Annotated in this window: 17 protein-coding genes; 12 read left to right on the top strand and 5 right to left on the bottom strand. The window is 68.1% G+C overall.

Annotated elements, in window-relative coordinates; genetic code table 11:
- The coding region (locus AC27IQ_RS09965; RefSeq protein WP_487089366.1) for an XdhC family protein at positions 1-208 on the bottom strand (208 nt) is incomplete at its 3' end.
- Between the two features lie 144 nt (positions 209-352).
- Between AC27IQ_RS09965 and AC27IQ_RS09960 the strand changes: the two genes are divergently transcribed.
- Positions 353-841 (top strand): hypothetical protein, encoded by a 489-nt coding sequence (locus AC27IQ_RS09960; protein WP_272569618.1) that lies wholly within the window; start codon positions 353-355, stop codon positions 839-841.
- Between the two features lie 19 nt (positions 842-860).
- Here the strand turns inward: AC27IQ_RS09960 and uraH are convergent, their stop codons facing one another.
- Positions 861-1,211, bottom strand: coding sequence for a hydroxyisourate hydrolase (gene uraH, locus AC27IQ_RS09955; RefSeq protein WP_284396223.1), 351 nt, complete (start codon positions 1,209-1,211; stop codon positions 861-863).
- Between the two features lie 273 nt (positions 1,212-1,484).
- Between uraH and AC27IQ_RS09950 the strand changes: the two genes are divergently transcribed.
- A complete protein-coding gene (locus tag AC27IQ_RS09950) occupies positions 1,485-1,919 on the top strand; it encodes a VirK family protein (RefSeq protein ID WP_284430009.1) in 435 nt (144 codons plus the stop codon).
- Positions 1,920-2,061: 142 nt separating this feature from the next.
- Here AC27IQ_RS09950 and AC27IQ_RS09945 read toward each other — a convergent pair whose 3' ends face one another.
- Complete coding sequence (locus AC27IQ_RS09945; RefSeq protein ID WP_317359080.1) at positions 2,062-3,534, bottom strand: cellulase family glycosylhydrolase; 1,473 nt, start codon at positions 3,532-3,534, stop codon at positions 2,062-2,064.
- A gap of 252 nt (positions 3,535-3,786) precedes the next feature.
- Between AC27IQ_RS09945 and ggt the strand changes: the two genes are divergently transcribed.
- The 4 genes from ggt to AC27IQ_RS09925 all read left to right on the top strand — a co-directional run bounded on the left by ggt (position 3,787) and on the right by AC27IQ_RS09925 (position 9,174).
- Positions 3,787-5,598 (top strand): gamma-glutamyltransferase, encoded by a 1,812-nt coding sequence (gene ggt / locus AC27IQ_RS09940; protein WP_487089365.1) that lies wholly within the window; start codon positions 3,787-3,789, stop codon positions 5,596-5,598.
- Positions 5,599-5,728: 130 nt separating this feature from the next.
- Positions 5,729-5,878 (top strand): hypothetical protein, encoded by a 150-nt coding sequence (locus tag AC27IQ_RS09935; protein ID WP_487089367.1) that lies wholly within the window; start codon positions 5,729-5,731, stop codon positions 5,876-5,878.
- A 27-nt stretch (positions 5,879-5,905) separates the two neighbouring features.
- Positions 5,906-7,471, top strand: coding sequence for a malonate--CoA ligase (locus AC27IQ_RS09930; RefSeq protein WP_487089364.1), 1,566 nt, complete (start codon positions 5,906-5,908; stop codon positions 7,469-7,471).
- A gap of 125 nt (positions 7,472-7,596) precedes the next feature.
- Positions 7,597-9,174: a sensor domain-containing diguanylate cyclase gene (locus AC27IQ_RS09925; RefSeq protein ID WP_487089363.1), complete on the top strand. Its 1,578-nt coding sequence runs from the start codon at positions 7,597-7,599 to the stop codon at positions 9,172-9,174.
- 57 nt (positions 9,175-9,231) lie between these two features.
- Here the strand turns inward: AC27IQ_RS09925 and AC27IQ_RS09920 are convergent, their stop codons facing one another.
- Together AC27IQ_RS09920 and AC27IQ_RS09915 are read right to left on the bottom strand one after the other, a co-directional pair.
- Positions 9,232-9,924, bottom strand: a complete 693-nt coding sequence (locus AC27IQ_RS09920; RefSeq protein WP_487089362.1) for a Fic family protein — start codon at positions 9,922-9,924, stop codon at positions 9,232-9,234.
- A gap of 276 nt (positions 9,925-10,200) precedes the next feature.
- Positions 10,201-11,172 (bottom strand): LysR substrate-binding domain-containing protein, encoded by a 972-nt coding sequence (locus tag AC27IQ_RS09915; protein ID WP_284406796.1) that lies wholly within the window; start codon positions 11,170-11,172, stop codon positions 10,201-10,203.
- A 216-nt stretch (positions 11,173-11,388) separates the two neighbouring features.
- Between AC27IQ_RS09915 and AC27IQ_RS09910 the strand changes: the two genes are divergently transcribed.
- The 6 genes from AC27IQ_RS09910 to AC27IQ_RS09885 all read left to right on the top strand — a co-directional run bounded on the left by AC27IQ_RS09910 (position 11,389) and on the right by AC27IQ_RS09885 (position 17,246).
- Positions 11,389-12,621, top strand: a complete 1,233-nt coding sequence (locus tag AC27IQ_RS09910; protein ID WP_284428878.1) for a metal-dependent hydrolase family protein — start codon at positions 11,389-11,391, stop codon at positions 12,619-12,621.
- Between the two features lie 33 nt (positions 12,622-12,654).
- Positions 12,655-13,875, top strand: coding sequence for an ABC transporter substrate-binding protein (locus tag AC27IQ_RS09905; RefSeq protein WP_487089361.1), 1,221 nt, complete (start codon positions 12,655-12,657; stop codon positions 13,873-13,875).
- Positions 13,876-13,953: 78 nt separating this feature from the next.
- Positions 13,954-14,829, top strand: a complete 876-nt coding sequence (locus AC27IQ_RS09900) for a branched-chain amino acid ABC transporter permease (RefSeq protein ID WP_272564160.1) — start codon at positions 13,954-13,956, stop codon at positions 14,827-14,829.
- Positions 14,830-14,848: 19 nt separating this feature from the next.
- Positions 14,849-15,727, top strand: a complete 879-nt coding sequence (locus AC27IQ_RS09895; protein WP_487089360.1) for a branched-chain amino acid ABC transporter permease — start codon at positions 14,849-14,851, stop codon at positions 15,725-15,727.
- 20 nt (positions 15,728-15,747) lie between these two features.
- A complete protein-coding gene (locus AC27IQ_RS09890) occupies positions 15,748-16,503 on the top strand; it encodes an ABC transporter ATP-binding protein (protein WP_487089359.1) in 756 nt (251 codons plus the stop codon).
- Entirely contained in the window at positions 16,500-17,246 is a 747-nt protein-coding gene (locus AC27IQ_RS09885) for an ABC transporter ATP-binding protein (protein ID WP_487089358.1), read from the top strand. Before AC27IQ_RS09890 ends, AC27IQ_RS09885 begins: the two co-directional genes overlap by 4 nt.
- Positions 17,247-17,323 lie beyond the last annotated feature (77 nt).

Raw genomic sequence — 17,323 nt, 5'->3', positions numbered from 1 at the left:
CCCCCCCCTCGCCCGCCAGCCGGCGGCGCGCCTGCGCGATGGCATCGAACTCCAGCCGCCCGCCGCCGATGGTGCCGGCCAGGCCATCGGCCAGCACGGCCATCCACGCACCGCTTTCGCGCGGCACCGAGCCTTGGGTAGACTCCACCTCCACCATGCAGGCCGGGCCGTGCGCCAAGCCCTCCAGCAAACGATGCAACGCCGCCATCACCATCCGAGTCCTCCGGTACGCCCCGCGCAACGGCAGCACGGGCACCGCACAGCATAGCCACAGCGAGACCTGCCCATGCCCACCCCTTCTCCTGAACGGCTTCCTCGCCGGCCGCGCGGCCGGTGGCTGGCGGCCAGCGTCATGGCCGCCCTGGCATCCCTCATCGCGGCCTGCCGGTCGTCGGGACCGGAACCGGCACCCCCGCCCGCCAAGGCCGCGTCGGACACCAGCAGCCCGCTGGAGAAGGAGGTGGTGGGCCCGGTGCCTGCCGAGCAAGGCTCCGCGCGCCCCTCGGCCGCCGAAACGCCCCGCGCCTACCGCCAGGACGCCGCCACCCACCTGTACGGCCTGAACGCCCACCGCATCTACAAGGGCAAGCTGCCGCCCTTGCTGTACGCCATCGGCACGCTGCAGGTGGACATCGACCGCGCCGGCCGCGTGACCCGGCTGAACTGGATGCGCGCGCCGCGCCATGCGCCCGAGGTGATCGCCGAGATCGAGCGCACCGTGCGCGCCGCCGCGCCCTACCCCGTGCCTTCGCGGATGGGCAAGGTCACCTACACCGACACCTGGCTGTGGCACAAGTCCGGGCGCTTCCAGCTCGACACGCTGACCGAGGGCCAGCTCTGAGCCGGGCTTTCATGCGCGCTCAGGAGCCGCGGTAGGTGGAATAGCTCCACGGGCTGACCAGCAGCGGCACGTGGTAGTGCTGGTCCGCGTGGGCCACGCCGAAGTCCAGGCTCACTTGGTTCAGGAAGTTCGGCTCGGGCAGTTGCACCCCCCGGCTGCGGAAATAGCCCGCCACGTCGAACGTGAGGCGGTAGGTGCCCGCGCGCAGGCTGGCGTTGTCGAACAGCGGCGCATCGGTGCGGCCATCGGCGTTGAGCACCAGCCGCTGCAGGAGCGTGGCGGCCTCGCCATGGGTGGCATACAGGGCCACGGCCATGCCCGCCGCGGGGCATCCGTGCATGGTGTCGAGAACGTGGGTGCTGAGGCCCATGGGCCATCTCCTTGGGGTGGATTGAAGGGATCGGAAACCGCCCCCGCCGGCAGCGCGGCGAGCGGACGACCCGCCGAGTATGCATGGCCGCCATGGCCCGCACGGCGCGCCTGGCTCCTACCCCACGCAATGGGTCCGAATATCTTTCGGACATTTACAAAAATGCTTTTCGGCATACAAATCTCGGCGATTTTCCTGCCATGGCTTGGATATCATCGCCACGCTTGAATTTTCAAGCCGATATATTCAAAACCATGAATGGAGGTTTTTCCAATGCAACGCCTTGCCGCCGTTTTACTGGCTTCTTCGCTTTCCCTGATGGCCCTGCCGGCCAGCGCCAAAAGCCGGCTCGATAATCCGGCCGACATCCAGCAGGCGCTGGCCGCCGGGGACGCGGTGTCGGTCGCCATCGACCTCTCGCTGTGCACCCCCAACTCCGCCAACGCCACCCCGAGCCGCACGCGCGGCGGCCTGCGCATCGAGGCCTACCGCATCGTCGAAGACGGCACGCTGTCCTTCAGCGACGCCCATTTCACCGTCGCGCGCGACGGCCTGCCGATCCAGCAGCTGCTGCGCTACCAGGTGCGCCCGGACGGCACCATCGACTTCACCATGTTCGTCTTCGACCTGCCCGGCTACCAGCAGCGCGCCGAACCGCTGGCCTACCGCTGCGCGATCAACCAGGGCCTGCGCTTTCACGCCGATTAATCCCACCAAGGATTGACAAAGCACACCGCCCCGCCGATCCCAACGATCGGCGGGGCGGTGCAGGGTGATTTTCAAACCGCTGCCGCCCCATATTCAGGGCGGCATTTTTTCGGATTATCGAAGCCGTTGAAAGCCCGCCGCGTCAACGCGCCGCGCAGAAACCGAATTCCGCCTTCGCGCCGGGGGCCAGCGTCTTGTTCCAGTCCACGCCCGAAGCGTGGAGCGTGCTGCCCGATTGCGACCACACGGCGTTCCAGAGGTTGTTGACCGTGCCGGTGATGGTCAGGTTCAGGGCCCAGTCGCCCGCCACGCCGCCGGTGTTGGTGACCTGCACGCGCTCGCAGTAGCCGGTGTTCCATTCGCTGTCCACGATGACCTGGGTGCTGAAGCTGGCGCCGCCCGTGGGAGGCGTGGTCGGCGGCGTGGTCGGTGGAGTCGTCGGGGGCGTGGTCGGAGGGGTGGTGGGCGGTGTGGTCGGCGGCGTCGTGGGAGGGGTGCTGGAGCCGTCGCCCCACAGGCGCTGGAGCAGCGTGACCTTGTCGGTGCGCACCGTCGTCCAGTCGTCGTTCAGGATGCCGCCCGTGTCGCCGCTGTTGGGGTTCCACGACCAGTAGAAGCCGCTGCGGATGCCCTTGCCGATGAGGTAGTCCACCAGCTTGTTCTGCCAGGCCACGTCGCGGGCATCGCCCTGGCCGAACTTGCCGCCGAACTCGCCCAGCAGCACGGCGTGGCCGGCCTGCACGAAGCGGCCGAAGTGCTGCTCCCAGATGGCGGGCATGTTGTCGGGGAAATTGGAGGCGCCGAAATACGGCTGGCCGTATACGTCCGGCCCGTAGGCGTGCGGCGCGAGCAGCAGGCGGTCGGCCGGAATGTTCAGCGGCGTGCACTCCAGCGGCTCCAGGCTGCCGCCCCACCAGTGGCCGCCGCTGCTGGAGCAGCTGGGGTTCTCCGCCACGCCTTCCACCACGATCAGCCAGCGGGGCGCCACCTGCAGCACGGCGGCCGAGGCGCGCTCGGCCGCGCGGTTCCAGTCGGTGGCGGCATTGCCGGTGCCCCAGGTGGCGGCGCCGTGCGGCTCGTTCTTGAGGTCCAGGCCGATGACGCCGGGCACGCTGGCGTAGCGCTGCGCGACGAAGGTCAGGTCGGTGATCCACTGCTGCTCGCTGTACGAGCCGGTGTACCAGAGCTCGGAGATGCTCTGGCAGTCGGGTGTGTGGTGGTCCAGCAGCACGTACATGCCGCGGCTGCTCAGCTCGTTCACCACCTTGTCCAGCACCTGCAGGGCGCTCAGGCCCTGCAGGTCGGCGTTGCGGCCGTAGTCGATGCTGTTGGGCGGCGTGCCGCGCAGCGTCTGCGGGCAGAACGGCAGGCGCACGGCATTGAAGCCCTGGCCCTGCATCTGCGTGATCATGTCCTTCCAGTTGCGCGCCCACAGCCCGTGGACCACGTTGGTGTTGGTCTCGAAGCCGAACCAGTTCACGCCGCGCAGCTGCACGGCATTGCCGTTGTCGTCCACCACCTTGCCGGCATCGATCGCATAGCTCCAGGACAGGCTGCTGGCCGCCAGCAGGCAGCCGCCCAGCACGAGCTTCTTCAGTAAGGATTTCATCGCCATGTCGCACCTCCGTGGTTGAAAGGAAGGCCCGCCGGAGGGCCGCGACCACGGCCAACATTCTTCCTGGCGGAAACCGGCTGACATGCTAGGGCCAGAGTTCCCTGTCAAAGTGCAACTTTTCAACGCAGACGTTCGCAAATGCAAATGGGAGGTGCGCCGACAGGCGCTGCCGCAGGGAAGCGGCAGGCAACTTCTCTACACTCGCCACGGCGCCGCCGCTGGGCGTCCACCGATTCATAACGAGGAGAGAGCATGAACCCCATCCAACGCACGCTGCTGGCCAGCAGCCTGGCCCTTGCCCTGGCCAGCCTGGCTGCCTGCACCAACGTGCCCACGGCCGGCCCCGGCAGTGCCGAGGGAGCGCCCGCCGCCGCGCCGCAGGCCGTGCAGCAGACGGCCACGGCCCGCGCCGCCAGCAATTCCTACGATTTCGACATGGATGTGTTCCACCCGGTGGTGGCGCGCAACGGCATGGTCTCCACCGAACAGGAACTGGCCTCGCGCGTGGGCCTGGACATCCTCAAGGCCGGCGGCAATGCGGTGGATGCCGCGGTGGGCATCGGTTTCGCGCTGGCCGTGGTGCTGCCCAATGCGGGCAACCTGGGTGGCGGCGGTTTCATGATGGTGCACGACGCCAAGACCGGCAAGGACGTGGCGCTCGACTTCCGCGAAGTGGCGCCGCAAAAGGCCACCCGCGACATGTACCTCGACGCCAACGGCAACGTGGTGGACGGCAAGTCCCTGTACACGCCCTACGCCGTGGGCGTGCCGGGCACGGTGGCGGGCATGGAGCATGCGCTCAAGAACTGGGGCACGCTGCCGCTGTCGCGCGTGATCGCCCCGGCCATCGCGCTGGCGGACAAGGGCTTTCCCGTCAGCCTCACGCTGGCCAAGACGCTGCACCAGGAGAAGGCCAACATGGGCAAGTGGCCGGCGACTCGCCAGATCTTCTGGCGCGGCGACAGCCCGCTCAAGGTAGGCGACCGGCTGGTGCAAAAGGACCTGGCGCAGTCGCTGCGGCTCATCAGCCAGCAGGGTGCCAAGGCGTTCTACCAGGGCCCCATCGCGCGCCGCATCGCCGCCGAGATGGCGCCCCACCCCGGCGCCCTCACGCTGCAGGACCTGGCGGCCTACAAGGTGGTCGAGCGCGAGCCGGTGCGCGGCACCTACCGCGGCTACCAGATCGTGACCATGCCGCCCCCGTCCTCCGGCGGCGCGCACCTGGTGCAGATGCTGAACATGCTGGAGCAGTGGCCGCTGTCGCAATGGGGGCAGAACAGCGCGCAGACGATCCACTACATGGCCGAGAGCATGAAGCTCGCCTACGCCGACCGCTCGGAATACCTGGGCGATCCGGACTTCGTGAAGATCCCGCTCAAGGGCCTGACCTCCAAGGCCTACGCGCAGTCGCTGGCCAAGGGCATCAGCCCCACCACGGCGCGCCAGGCCAAGGACATCAAGCCCGGCCAGCCCCAGCCGTATGAAAGCGACCAGACCACCCACTACTCGGTGGTGGACAAGGCGGGCAACGCCGTGGCGGTGACCTACACGCTCAACACCAACTTCGGCAGCGGCATCGTCGCCAAGGGCACCGGCATCCTGCTGAACAACGAGATGGACGACTTCTCCGCCAAGCCCGGCGTGGCCAACACCTACGGCCTGGTCGGCGGCGACGCCAACGCGGTGGCGCCCAACAAGCGCCCGCTGTCGTCGATGACGCCCACCATGGTGCTCAAGGACGGCAAGCCCATGCTCGTGACCGGCAGCCCCGGCGGCGCGCGCATCATCACCACGGTGCTGCAGACCATCGTGAACACCATTGACTTCGGCATGAACCCGGCCGAGGCGGCCTCGGTGCCGCGCGTGCACCACCAGTGGACGCCCGACGAGCTGCGCGTGGAAAAGGGCCTCAGCACCGACACCCTGTCGCAACTGCAGGCCCGCGGCCACCACATCGCCGTGAAGCCTTCGATGGGCCGCACGCAGACCATCCAGTTCCACGACGGGCTGCTGTACGGCGCCTCCGACCCGCGCAATCCCGACGGCGAGACGCTGGGGTACTGACCCGCGGCGTTCCCTGCCCTCCCAGGCCGTGCTCCGCAAGGGGCGCGGCCTTTTTTCATGGGGGCGTGGGCCCGTGGGAAGCTTCAAGCCAAAAAGGCCTGCAGCGCATATTCCACTAGGGCATGTTGCTATGAATAATGTAGCAATTGACCCATCGGTCGCCGCACCGGAGCAGGGGCCGGGCCCCTTCGCCGACCCCGATCCTTATGCGTACGCGGACAGCCCCGAGCACCGCGAAGGCATCATGGCGTTCCTGGCCAAACGTCCTCCCGTCTTCTGACACCCGACCGTTTTCCTCTTTTTTTGTATGAGCCAACACAACCTGTACACCGCCCTGCGCGCGGCCTTTCCGGACGACCTGGATGCCGTCGCCGTCGAAACCACGGCGGCCGACGGCACGCCCCTGCACTACACCTGGAGCGACCTGGACCGCGCCAGCGCGCGCATCGCCAACCTGCTGGAGTCGCTGGACCTGCCGGACGGCAGCCGCATCGCGGTGCAGGTCGAAAAGTCGGTCGAGGCCCTGCTGCTGTACCTGGCCACGCTGCGCGCGGGGCATGCCTTCCTGCCGCTGAACACCGCCTACCAGAGCGGCGAGATCGAATACTTCGTCGGCAACGCGGAGCCCGCGGTGGTGGTGTGCTCGCCCGCCAACTTCGGCTGGGTGTCCAAGATCGCCTTCACAGCCGGCACGCAGCATGTGTTCACGCTGGGCGACGACCGCACCGGCACCCTGCTGGAGCGTGCCGCGCACCACGGCGACACGCACCTGCCCGTGCCGCGGGCGGCCGACGACCTGGCCGCCATCCTGTACACCAGCGGCACCACCGGCCGCAGCAAGGGGGCGATGCTCACGCACGGCAACCTGCTGTCCAACGCGCAGGTGCTCAAGGAATACTGGGGTTTCCGGCCGGACGACGTGCTCATCCATGCGCTGCCCATCTTCCATGTGCACGGTCTGTTCGTGGCGATCCATGCGGCGCTGCTCAACGGCAGCAAGATGATCTGGCTGGCGCGGTTCGACCCGCGCGCGGTGGTCGCCGCGATGCCGCGCGCCACCGTCTTCATGGGCGTGCCCACGCTGTACGTGCGCCTGCTGGCCGAGCCGGGCCTCACCCGCGAGGCGGTGCGGAACATGCGCCTGTTCATCGCGGGCTCGGCGCCGCTGCTGATCGAGACCTTCCGCGAATGGCAGGAGCGCACCGGCCACACCATCCTGGAGCGCTACGGCATGAGCGAGACCATCATGCTCACCTCCAACCCCTACACGGCCGACCCGCGCCACGGCGGCCAGGACGAACGCCGGGGCGGCACCGTGGGCTTTGCGCTGCCCGGCGTGGGCCTGCGCGTGGTGGACGATGCGGGCGCGCCGCTGCCCGTGGGCGAGATCGGCAATATCCAGGTGCGCGGGCCCAACGTGTTCAAGGGCTACTGGCGCATGCCCGAGAAGACGCAGGAAGAGTTCAGCACCGATGCCGACGGGCACCGCTGGTTCAAGACCGGCGACGTGGGCCGCGTGGACGAGCGCGGCTACGTGAGCATCGTGGGCCGCAGCAAGGACCTCATCATCAGCGGGGGCTACAACGTCTATCCGGCCGAGATCGAGGGCTACATCAACGAGATGCCCGGCGTGGCCGAGAGCGCGCTCATCGGCGTGCCGCACCCGGACTTCGGCGAGGTCGGCGTGGCCGTCATCACGCCCAAGCCCGGCGCGCAGCTCGATGGCGACGCCATCGTGGGGCGGCTCAAATCGCAGCTGGCCAACTTCAAGATTCCCAAGCGCTGCTTCATCGCCCCCGAGCTGCCCCGCAACGCCATGGGCAAGGTGCAAAAGAACCTGCTGCGCGAGCAGCACAAGGGGCTCTTCGCCTGACCCCGTGGCCGGCGACGGCAGGCCCGGGCAGGCACGGGCCGTGGAACGCGGGGGAAAAGCCGCTTCACCGATGGGGTGGCAGGTGCTAACCTGACCCTTGCCCTTGCCCTCTGGAGTCCTGCCGCATGCCTGCCGTCTTGCCCCGGTCCCCAGCGACCCCGGCCCCCCCGAAACTGCCGGACAAGGACCGGTCGGTTGCCTCGGCGGTCCTGTTCGTCGTGCTGGTCGCGCTGCTGCTGGTGGCCTCCAACGTGTGGCTGGCCTGGCGCGCGCGCGATGCCGGGTGGCAGCAGGCCGCCGATGCGTCGCGCAACCTGACGCATGCGGTCGCCCAGCAGACCGATGCCATGTTCGCCGAGGTCGGCCGCGTGGTCGGCAGCGTGGTGTACGAGCTGGAGCGCTCGGAGATGGCCCCCGATGCGCTGGACCGCCTGCAGCCCGTGCTGGTCACCCACGTCGCGCAGTCCGAGCACCTGCACGGCATGTTCGTCTTCGGGCCCGATGGCCGCTGGCTCGTCAACTCGCAGCCGGTGCAGAACCCCCAGGCCAACAATGCGGACCGCGCCTATTTCATCCACCACCGCGACAGCCCGAGCACGCGCGTTGCCATCGGCAAGCCCATCGTCAGCCGGTCCTCGGGCGTGTGGGTCATTCCGGTGTCGCGGCGCATCGACGATGCCGAAGGGCAGTTCGCAGGGGTGGCGCTCGCGACCATCCGGGTGGACTACGTGCTCGGCCTGCTCAACGGGCTGCAGATCGGCGACAAGGGCGCCATCGCGCTCCTGCTGGACGACGGAACCGTCCTGGCCCGGCGGCCCTTCTTCGCCGAAGACCTGGGCCGCAGCCTGAGCGGCACGCCGCTGTTCCAGATGCTGACGCAAAGCCGCGCCGGCATCGCCACCGCGCCGTCGCCCATCGACGGCGTGCGCCGTCTGGTGGGCTTCGAGCACACCCGCAGCAATGCCCTGCTGGTCACCGTCGCGCTGGCGGAAGACGAGGTGCTGGCCGAGTGGCGCCGCTCGGCCTCGGTGCAGGCCCTGGGCATCCTGCTGCTGGTGGTCGTGGTCGGGCTGGCCGGGGGCGGCGTGATCCAGGCGGTCCGGCACCGCCGCGACGTCGAGCGCGACCTGACCGCGGCGCGCGATGCGCTGGTGCTGGCCAACGACAAGCTGGAGCACCTGGCCGAGCACGACGGCCTGACGGGGCTGTACAACCGCCGCGCCTACGACCAGCACATCGCCAGTGCGATGGCCCGATGCCGGCGCAGCCGCATGCCGGTGTCGGTCGTCCTGTTCGACGTGGATTTCTTCAAGAAGTACAACGACTTCTTCGGCCACCTCAGCGGCGACGAATGCCTGCGGCAGGTCGCCAAGGCGCTGGAGGCGTCGGTGCGCCGGCCGGAGGACATGGTGGCGCGCTACGGGGGCGAGGAGTTCGTGATCGTGCTGCCCGAGACCGACGCGGCCGGCGCGGCCCTCGTGGCCTCGGCGGCGCGCGCGGCGGTGCGCGCGCTGCAGATCGCGCACCCGCAAAGCCCCTTCGAATGTGTGACGGTCAGCGGCGGCCTGGCGTGCTGCGACTGGACGCCCGGTGCCCCTGACAACGCGCAGGCCCTGCTGGCCCAGGCCGATGCGGCGCTGTACACCGCCAAGCAGGGCGGGCGCAATGCGGTGCAGTCGTTGGGAACGGTTTCGCAGGCGTGAATCTCTTGCCCAATGGGCGTGGGAGAACAAGAGCAAAGGCGAACACGCTCGCCGGATTCAACCCATGTGCCTGAGCATCATCTCCGCCGTTTCCTGTGTGGTCATGTTGAGTTTGAAAATTTCTTTGCTCCAATCGGGCGCGGGCATGCCAAGCTCTTTCAGGATGCGGTCGGAGCACAACCTGCTGACTCGTCCATTCCCATCCATGTAGGGATGGATGGCAATGAAGTTTTGTTTGAAGTGGGCCGCGATCAACGCGGCTTCCATGGGGTCGTTTCCCTTAGCCTGGCGGAGCATTTTTTTCACATCGCTGCATAACTTCTGCAGATCTTCCTGGATGTGTTCTGCTGGCCTGAACACGGTTTTCCCCATTCTTGCGCCCTCCTGTCCCAGAGCAGCGGGCAAAGGCAGCCCCCAAAAAGACGCGCCGTAGCTCTCCACATTGCGGATCTCCTTTTCATCGAAGGTCCTCAATTCCAGTCCCCCAGGTGCTGCGGCCCAAGACTCCCGTATCTGTGCAGGTTCGACTTTGTCTTTGCCGCGTGCCCAAGCCAGTGCGTACTTGAAAGAAAGTTTGCCTTGGAACGAGCTGTACTTCTCGTCGGGTGCGTAGGCGGCCGAATGCACCACGTGCAGCAACTCTGGCGAGAATTCGCTTTTGAGTTGCCCCAGCGGAACGCTGTCCAGCACTTCGCGGGCCATTTGTTCGGCGGCATGTGCCTTGCCGCCATGGTGGCTTTGTGGCTGCAAAGCGGTTCTTGGGCGCAGACCGGATGTCCCGGAAGTTTTCGCCCTTTGCGCGCTTTGAAGCCCCTCCGGTGCGGAGCCCGCGCGGGAGCGCCCGGAAGTGTTCGGTGCTTTGTCGAACGAAGCCGATGGTGGCAGGGTCGAGGCACGCGCCGTTCTCGATCCGTCAATTTTTGGAGGCATGTGAATCACATTGCTTGATGTGCTTCCCATGCTGCCCCGACTTTCCCGCAGGCCCCCTGCGCCGAACGAAAAACCTGGCCTGGTTGCGAACGGGGCTCAACCCGCCATCGGCGAACCGCTGGCGCAAAAGATGCAGCCGGCCGCGGGCGAGGTGCCTTCGCCCGGGTCCGTGCCCGCGGCGTGGCTGCAGCAGTGCTCCAGCCAGCCGCTCACCAGGCGGTACACCGACAGGTTGGTGCGGGCCGTGGGCGCGCACAGGTAGTAGCCCAGCGGGCTCTGGAAGCGCTGGCCCAGCGGCTCGACCAGCGTGCCGGCCTGCAGCTCGTCCTCCACCAGGCAGGTGGGCACGATGCCCACGCCGAAGCCCGACACGGCGGCCCGGATGATGAGCGAATACAGGTTGAAGCCCGGCCCGAAGCGGCTGCCGCCGGTGTCGCAGCCGTTCGCCGCCATCCAGTCGTGCCAGGCCAGCGGCACCTCGATGTGCTGCAGCAGCGTGGCGTGCTGCAGGTCGGCCTGGGTGCGCAGCGGCAGCGTGTCGCGCAACTGGGGGCTGCAGACGATGCTGGTCTCCTGCCCGATCAGGTAGCGGGCGTTGGCGCTGGGCCAGTTGCCGTAGCCGTACTGGATGGCGGCATCGAACTCGTGCGGCACCGCGAAGTCGTGCGCGTGCTGGTAGCGCACGAAGTTCAGCGACACCTGCGGCAGCGTGCGCTTGAAGTGCCCCAGGCGGGGAAACAGCCATTGCGCGGCGAACGTGGGCGGCACCGAGAGGTTCAGTGCCCCGCCGTCGCCGCCATAGGACATGAGCTGGGCCGTCGCCGACTCCAGCGCGGCGATGGCCGGGCGCGTGGCGTTGAGGTAGGTGGCACCCGCATCGGTCAGCTCCAGCCCCGACGAGCGGCGGATGAAGAGCTTCTGGCCCAGGTAGTCCTCCAGCGAGGCGATGTGGCGGCTGATGGCGCTTTGCGTCACGCACAGCTCCTTGGCCGCCATGGTGAAAGCTTGGTGCTTTGCCGCAGAGTGGAAAGCGTTCAGTTCGGAGAGGGTGGGGCAGAGGCGGCGCATGCAGTGGTATGAGCTGTAGTCATGGGCAGGTGAGATTTTAGGCGTTGCGACAAGACGCCATTGGCCCGATAAATGCAACCTGTGACGGCGTTGTGACGGTTTTTTCCGAATGAAGGTGTCAGCGTGCACCGCTTTCGGGACGGTACGGGGCCTTGGCCCCCATCGCCGGCAGCCCATGAGTAATTTCGAAGCCCCTATTTTGGATTTTTTGATTCCATGACCGCTTTGTTGATTGAAAACAGCCAGGTGCTGGACGTGCATGCGCTGGCGCTGCGCCCGGGTCTTTCGGTGCTGGTGCAGGACGGGCGCATCGCCGCGGTGGGCGAAGGCCTACAGGCCCCCGAAGGCGCCACGGTGGTCGATGCGCGCGGCATGACGCTCATGCCCGGCATGATCGACTGCCACGTGCACGTGGTGGCCTCGTCGTTCAACCTGGGCGCGGTGGCCCGAATGCCCAACGTGTTCACCATGCTGCGCTCGCTGCCCATCATGAAGGGCATGCTCGAGCGCGGCTTCACCTCGGTGCGCGATGCGGGCGGCGGCGACTGGTCGCTGGCCGAAGCGGTGCGCACGGGGCTGGTGCAGGGCCCGCGCATCTTCCCCTCGGGCAAGGCGCTGTCGCAGACCGGCGGGCATGCGGACTTCCGCCAGCGCAACGACGACCTGGACGTGTGCTCGTGCGCCTACAAGCTGGGCAACATCGGCCGCGTGGTCGATGGCGTGGACGCCTGCCGCCTGGCGGTGCGCGAAGAGATCCTCAAGGGCGCCACGCAGATCAAGGTCATGGCCTCGGGCGGCGTGGCCTCGCCCAACGATCCGATCAACAACCTGGGCTATTCCGAGGCCGAACTGCGCGCCATCGTGGAAGAAGCCTCCAACGCCAATACCTACGTGATGGCCCATGCCTACACGCCCCGCGCCATCGCCCGCGCGGTGCGCTGCGGCGTGCGCACCATCGAGCACGGCAACCTGGTGGATGCCCCCACGGCCGAGCTGATGGCCGAGCTGGGCGCCTTCATGGTGCCCACGCTCATCACCTACGAGGGCCTGGCCAACGAGGGCGAGCGCTATGGCCTGCCGGCGGTGTCCATCGCCAAGATCGACTCGGTGCGCGGCCAGGGCAGGCAGGCCATCGAGATCCTCGCCAAGGCCGGCGTGAAGATGGGCCTGGGCAGCGATCTGCTGGCCGAGACGCACTACCTGCAGGCCGACGAGCTGCGCCTGCGCGCCGACGTGCTGGGCAACGGCCCGGTGCTGCAGCAGGCCACGCTGGTTGGCGCCGAGATCCTGGGGCAGCAGGGCCAGCTGGGCGAGGTGACGCCCGGCGCCATCGCCGACCTGCTGCTGGTGGACGGCAACCCGCTCACCGACATCGCCTGCCTGCTGAACCAGGGCGAGCGCATCCGCGCCATCGTCAAGGACGGCGCCTTCGTGAAAAACAACCTCTGACACCAACCCCCCCTGACCTGACCGGAGAACACCATGCAACGTAGAAATTTCGTCAAGCTCGGCGGCGCCGCAGCCGCCCTGCAGTGCCTTCCCTCCATCGGCTTCAGCCAGCAGGGCGAGGTCTTCCGCATCGGCTCGCTCACGCCCATCACCGGCGCCGGCAGCCCCTACGGCCCAGGCATGCAGCAGGCCATCCGCCTGGCGGTGGACGAGGTCAACGCCGCGGGTGGCGCGGGCGGTCGCAAGCTCGAACTCTTCACCGAGGACGACCAGACCAAGCCCGACGCGGCCGTGCTGGCCGCCAAGAAGCTGATCGAAGTGAACAAGGTGCAGGCCGTGCTGGGCACCTGGGCTTCGGGCGTGACGCTGGCGGTGATGCCGCTGACCGATGCGGCCGGCATCATCCAGATGAACGTGTCGGGCGCGCCCGCCATCTCCACGCTCGACACCAAGGACCTGGTGTGGCGCTTTCAGGCCACCAACGACCGCTTCGGCGCGGCGTTCGCCGAGATCTGCGCCAAGCGCGGCTTCAAGCGCCCGGCCACCATGGCGTTCAACAACGCCTCGGGCCTGGGCAACGTGGAAGGCTTCACCAAGGTCTGGGAAAAGCGCGGCGGCAAGGTGGCGGCGCACGTCACCTACGAGCCCAGCCGCCCCAGCTACCGCAGCGAGCTGCAGAAGATCCTCGCGGCCAAGCCCGATGTGATCGTGATAGGCTCGTACCTGCCCGACACCACCATCATCCTGCGCGAATGGTTCCAGTCCGGCGCCGACAACCAATGGGTCATCCCCGGCTGGGCGGCCAATCCCGACCTGGTGAAGGCCCTGGGCGCCGAAGTGTGCGAGGGCATCATCTCGGTGGAGACGGTCTCCAACGAAAAGAGCACCTCGTACGCGCAGTTCGATGCGGCCTTCACCAAGGCCACGGGCAAGGCGGCCTCCACCAACATCTACGCCGCCATGGCCTACGACATGGTGATCTCGCTGGCCCTGGCCATGGAAGCGGCCGGCCCCAAGGCCACGGTGGAGCAGGTCAACGCCAAGCTGCGCGAGGTGTCCAACGCCCCCGGCACGGCCGTGTACTCGTTCGCGGAAGGCAAAACGCAGCTGGGCAAGAAGGCCAAGGTGAACTACGAGGGCGCGTCCAGCAAGCTGGACTTCGACAAGTTCGGCGACGCCACGCCCGACTTCGGCGTGTTCATCATCGAAAAGGGCCAGCTGGTGCGCCGCGACGTGGTGTCCATCACGGTGTGAGCGGGCGCAGCCCGGGCGGCCCCGAGCGGGGGCGCCCGGGCTTTTCTTGACAAGGCAGGGTAAGAACGAGATGACGCAATGACCTGGATAGCTTTCGCAAACCTGTTGATCAATGGATTGATCGAAGGGCTGGTGGTGGCGCTGCCCGCACTGGCCATGACCCTGGTGATGGGCGTCAACCGCTTTCCCAACGCGGCCACGGGCGACTTCCTGACCACGGGCGCCTATGCCGCCGTGGCGGTGCAGATGCTGGGCGGCTGGCCGCTGTGGGCCGCGGCGCTGGCGAGCATGGCCGCGACCGCCGTGGTGTCCGCGGGCTCGTACACGCTGATCTTTCGCAAGCTGGCCGGGCGGCCCATGGTGTCGTCGATGCTGGCGGCCATCGGCCTGGGCTTTCTGCTGCGCAGCCTGATCTCGTTCTTCGCCGGGCACGACCAGCGCACGTTCGATCTGCCGCTGGTGCGGGCCTGGAACTTCGGCGGGGTGCGCCTGCTGCCGACCGACGTGGCCATCGCGGGCATCGCCGTGCTGTGCCTGCTGGTGGTGTTCGTGCTCATCTACAAAACGAGCTTCGGGCGCCAGTTGCGCGCCGTGGCCGACAGCGCCGACCTGGCGCGCGCCAGCGGCATCCGCGCGGGCGGGCTCATGCTCAGCCTGTGGGTGCTGGTGGGTGCGCTCTCGGCCATTGGTGGCGTGCTGCTGGGCATGAAGGCCATCGTCAGCCCCGAGATGGGCTGGGAGAGCTTGATTCCCGCCTTCGCCGCCATGGTGCTGGGCGGCATCGGCAGCCCGGTGGGCGCGGTGCTGGGCGCGCTGCTGCTGTGCGTGGCGCAGGAGCTGGCCGTGCCGCTGCTGGGCCCGTCCTACAAGCTGGTGCTGTCGTTCGTGGTGCTGGCGCTGGTGCTGCTGCTGCGCCCGGCCGGCATCATGGGCCGCGTGCAGCTCGTGCGCTGATGCCGAAGGAGCCGAATCCATGATTGCCTACCTTTGCGCCATCGGCGTCATCGCCCTCATCTACTGCCTGCTCGCGCTGGGCCTGAACCTGCAGTTCGGCCTCACGCGGCTGGTGAACTTCGGCGTGGTGGCGTTCTTCGCCGTCGGCGCCTACACCTCGGGCCTGCTGTCGCTGCAAGGCGTGCCGCTGGCGCTGTGCTTCGTGGCCGCGGGCGTGCTTTCGGGCCTGCTGGCGCTGCCCATCGGCCTGTTGTCGCTGCGGCTGCGCGACGACTACCTGGCCATCGTCACGCTCGGCTTCTCGGAGGCCGTGCGCATCTCCATCCAGCAGGAAAGCTGGCTCACCAAGGGCGTGCAGGGCCTGCCGGGCCTGCCCAAGCTGTTCGCGGCCTGGGGACCGGTGTCGGACGTGGCGACGTTCACCACCTTGCTCGCGCTGGTCGCGCTGGTGTCCTGGGGCACGGTGCGGCTCACGCGCAGCCCCTTCGGGCGGCTGCTAAAAGCCATCGGCGACGACGAGGCCGCGCTGTCGGCCCTGGGCAAGGACCCGGCCTGGTTCAAGGTGCAGGTGTTCATGCTGGGCGCGGCGCTGGCCGGCGTGGCGGGTGCGTTCTACGCGCACTTCATCACCTTCATCACGCCCGAGCAGTTCATTCCGCTCATCACCTTCTACGTGTGGATGGGCCTGGTGATGGGCGGCGCCGGTTCGGTGCGCGGCGCGGTCTTTGGCTCGCTGCTGCTCATGGTGTTCCTGGAGGGCTCGCGCTTCGCCAAGGACTGGGTGCCGGGCGTGTCCGAAGTGGGCATGGCCAGCCTGCGGCTCGCGGCCGTGGGGCTGGCGCTGATCCTGGTCACCCTGTATCGCCCGAGCGGCCTGTTCGGAGGGAAGTCGCAATGATGGCAACGACAGCAGCACCGATGCTGAAAGTGGAGGCCGTGACGCGGCAGTTCGGCGGCTTCAAGGCGGTGGACGGCGTGTCGCTGCAGCTGGCCGAGCAGGAGATCCTGGGCATTGCAGGCACCAACGGCGCGGGCAAGAGCACCCTGTTCGCCGCCATCGCCGGCCAGCAGCCCGCCGATGCCGGGCGCATCACCTTCACCGGCCAGGACATCACCCGCGTGCCGCCGTACCGCCGCGCGCGCATGGGCCTGGTGCGCACCTTCCAGATCCCGCGCGAGTTCAAGAGCCTCACGGTGCACGAGAACCTGCTGGCCGCCGCGGCCAATCCGCAGGGCGAGCGCCTGGTGAACGCGTTCTTCCAGACGCGCAGCCTGCGCGAGCACGAAGCGCAGCTGGCGGCCAAGGCCGACCGCATCCTCCAGTTCCTGAATCTGGCGCGTGTGCGCGATGTCAAGGCGGGCGGCCTGTCGGGCGGGCAGAAGAAGCTGGTGGAGCTGGGCCGCGTGCTCATGCTGGACCCGCGCTGCATCCTGCTGGACGAGCCTTTCGCGGGCGTGAACCCGGTGCTGATCGAGGAAATCTGCGACCGCGTGCGCGAGCTGCACGGCCAGGGCATCGCCTTCATCGTGATCGAGCACCACCTGCAGGCGCTCAAGGCGCTGTCCCACCGCATGATCGTGATGGACCGCGGGCGCATCCTCGCCGAGGGCGATCCGCACACCGTGCTGGACGACCCGCGCGTGCAAGAGGCCTACATGGGAGGGGTGGTATGACCAGTGCATCGCACAACGGCAGCGGCAGCGGCAGCGGCAGCGGCAACCTGCTGCAGATCGGGCAGCTGCGCGGCGGATATTCGGATGTGGACATCATCCACGGCATCGACCTGGCCGTCGCGCCGGGCGAGATCGTCACCATCGCCGGCACCAACGGCGCGGGCAAGTCCACGCTGGTGAAGGCGCTGCTGGGCCTGCTGCCGCGCGTGTCGGGCAGCATCCACCTGGGCGGGCGCGACATCACGCGGCTGTCGGCCGAAGACCGGTTCGACGCCGGCCTGGCCTACGTGCCCCAGGTGGCCAATGTGTTCCCCTCGCTCACCGTGCGCGAGAACCTGCTGGTGGTGCGCGGCGTGCCGCACGTCAAGCGCCGCATGGATGCGGTGCTGGCGGATTTTCCCGCCCTGGTCGAGCGACTGCCGCAGCCGGCCAGCAACCTCTCGGGCGGCGAGCGCCAGCAGCTGGCCTTCGCCCGCGCGCTGATGCCCTCGCCGCGCATCATGGTGCTGGACGAGCCCACGGCGGCGTTGGCGCCCTCGCTGGTCGGCAAGGTGTTCGACATGGTGAGCACGCTGCCCGCCGCCGGCGTAGCGGTGCTGATGGTGGAGCAGCGCGCGCGCCAGGCGCTGCAGATCAGCCAGCAGGGCTACATCCTCGACCAGGGGCGTTGCGTGCTGCAGGGCCCGGCTGACGGGCTGTTGGCCGACGAGCGCATGGCTCAGCTGTACCTGGGCAACCACTGAGGCGGGGAAGGAGCGCCCGCTGCGGTTGGTTACTCCTTTTTTGATAGCGGTATGCCCTAGTATCGATTGCGCTGGAG

Source organism: Acidovorax sp. KPB24-07 (assembly GCF_057543315.1).
This window is presented reverse-complemented; position numbering and strand designations above follow the sequence as displayed.

Coding starts and splice junctions, on each gene's coding strand:
- AC27IQ_RS09945 (WP_317359080.1), bottom strand. CDS start 3,534: ATGGCGATGAAATCCTTACTGAAGAAGCTCGTGCTGGGCGGCTGCCTG.
- AC27IQ_RS09900 (WP_272564160.1), top strand. CDS start 13,954: ATGACCTGGATAGCTTTCGCAAACCTGTTGATCAATGGATTGATCGAA.
- AC27IQ_RS09895 (WP_487089360.1), top strand. CDS start 14,849: ATGATTGCCTACCTTTGCGCCATCGGCGTCATCGCCCTCATCTACTGC.
- AC27IQ_RS09935 (WP_487089367.1), top strand. CDS start 5,729: ATGAATAATGTAGCAATTGACCCATCGGTCGCCGCACCGGAGCAGGGG.
- AC27IQ_RS09905 (WP_487089361.1), top strand. CDS start 12,655: ATGCAACGTAGAAATTTCGTCAAGCTCGGCGGCGCCGCAGCCGCCCTG.
- AC27IQ_RS09890 (WP_487089359.1), top strand. CDS start 15,748: ATGCTGAAAGTGGAGGCCGTGACGCGGCAGTTCGGCGGCTTCAAGGCG.
- AC27IQ_RS09960 (WP_272569618.1), top strand. CDS start 353: ATGGCCGCCCTGGCATCCCTCATCGCGGCCTGCCGGTCGTCGGGACCG.
- AC27IQ_RS09885 (WP_487089358.1), top strand. CDS start 16,500: ATGACCAGTGCATCGCACAACGGCAGCGGCAGCGGCAGCGGCAGCGGC.
- ggt (WP_487089365.1), top strand. CDS start 3,787: ATGAACCCCATCCAACGCACGCTGCTGGCCAGCAGCCTGGCCCTTGCC.
- AC27IQ_RS09910 (WP_284428878.1), top strand. CDS start 11,389: ATGACCGCTTTGTTGATTGAAAACAGCCAGGTGCTGGACGTGCATGCG.
- uraH (WP_284396223.1), bottom strand. CDS start 1,211: ATGGGCCTCAGCACCCACGTTCTCGACACCATGCACGGATGCCCCGCG.
- AC27IQ_RS09925 (WP_487089363.1), top strand. CDS start 7,597: ATGCCTGCCGTCTTGCCCCGGTCCCCAGCGACCCCGGCCCCCCCGAAA.
- AC27IQ_RS09950 (WP_284430009.1), top strand. CDS start 1,485: ATGCAACGCCTTGCCGCCGTTTTACTGGCTTCTTCGCTTTCCCTGATG.
- AC27IQ_RS09915 (WP_284406796.1), bottom strand. CDS start 11,172: ATGCGCCGCCTCTGCCCCACCCTCTCCGAACTGAACGCTTTCCACTCT.
- AC27IQ_RS09930 (WP_487089364.1), top strand. CDS start 5,906: ATGAGCCAACACAACCTGTACACCGCCCTGCGCGCGGCCTTTCCGGAC.